General features: G+C 70.6%; 1 pseudogene. It reads left to right on the top strand.

The annotated features are described in order from the left end of the window. Positions 1–429, top strand: a pseudogene (locus H928_RS32235) (amidohydrolase family protein); the annotation flags it as partial.

Genomic DNA, 429 nt, shown 5'->3' with positions numbered 1-429 from the left:
ATCCCCCTGCTGCCGGTGCTCTACCAGAACAGCGGCTTTGGCGGCCAGGCGCCCAACGACGGGCAAAAGCGTTTTATCCGCAGCACCGACAACATGCTGCGCCTGTTGGAGAGCTTGGCCCCCGCCTGCGCTGCCCAGGGCGCTGCGCTGGGCCTGGCGCCGCACTCGCTGCGCGCGGTGGCGCCCCAGGCCTTGCAGGAGGCCGTGCAGGGCCTGCATGCGCTGAATGCCCAGGCGCCGGTGCATATCCACATTGCCGAGCAGATGGCCGAGGTCAACGCCTGCGTCGCCTGGAGCGGCCAGCGCCCGGTGGCCTGGCTGCTGGACCATATGCCGGTGGACGCGCGCTGGTGCCTGGTGCATGCCACGCATATGGACGCGGCCGAGTACGCAGCGTCAGCCGCCTCGCAGGCGGTGGCAGGCCTGTGC

The sequence above is a fragment of the Comamonas sp. B-9 genome, assembly GCF_000410635.1.
Lineage (GTDB): Bacteria > Pseudomonadota > Gammaproteobacteria > Burkholderiales > Burkholderiaceae_C > Comamonas.
Note: the sequence above shows the minus strand (reverse complement) of the source record. Positions and strands in the feature narration are given on the sequence as shown.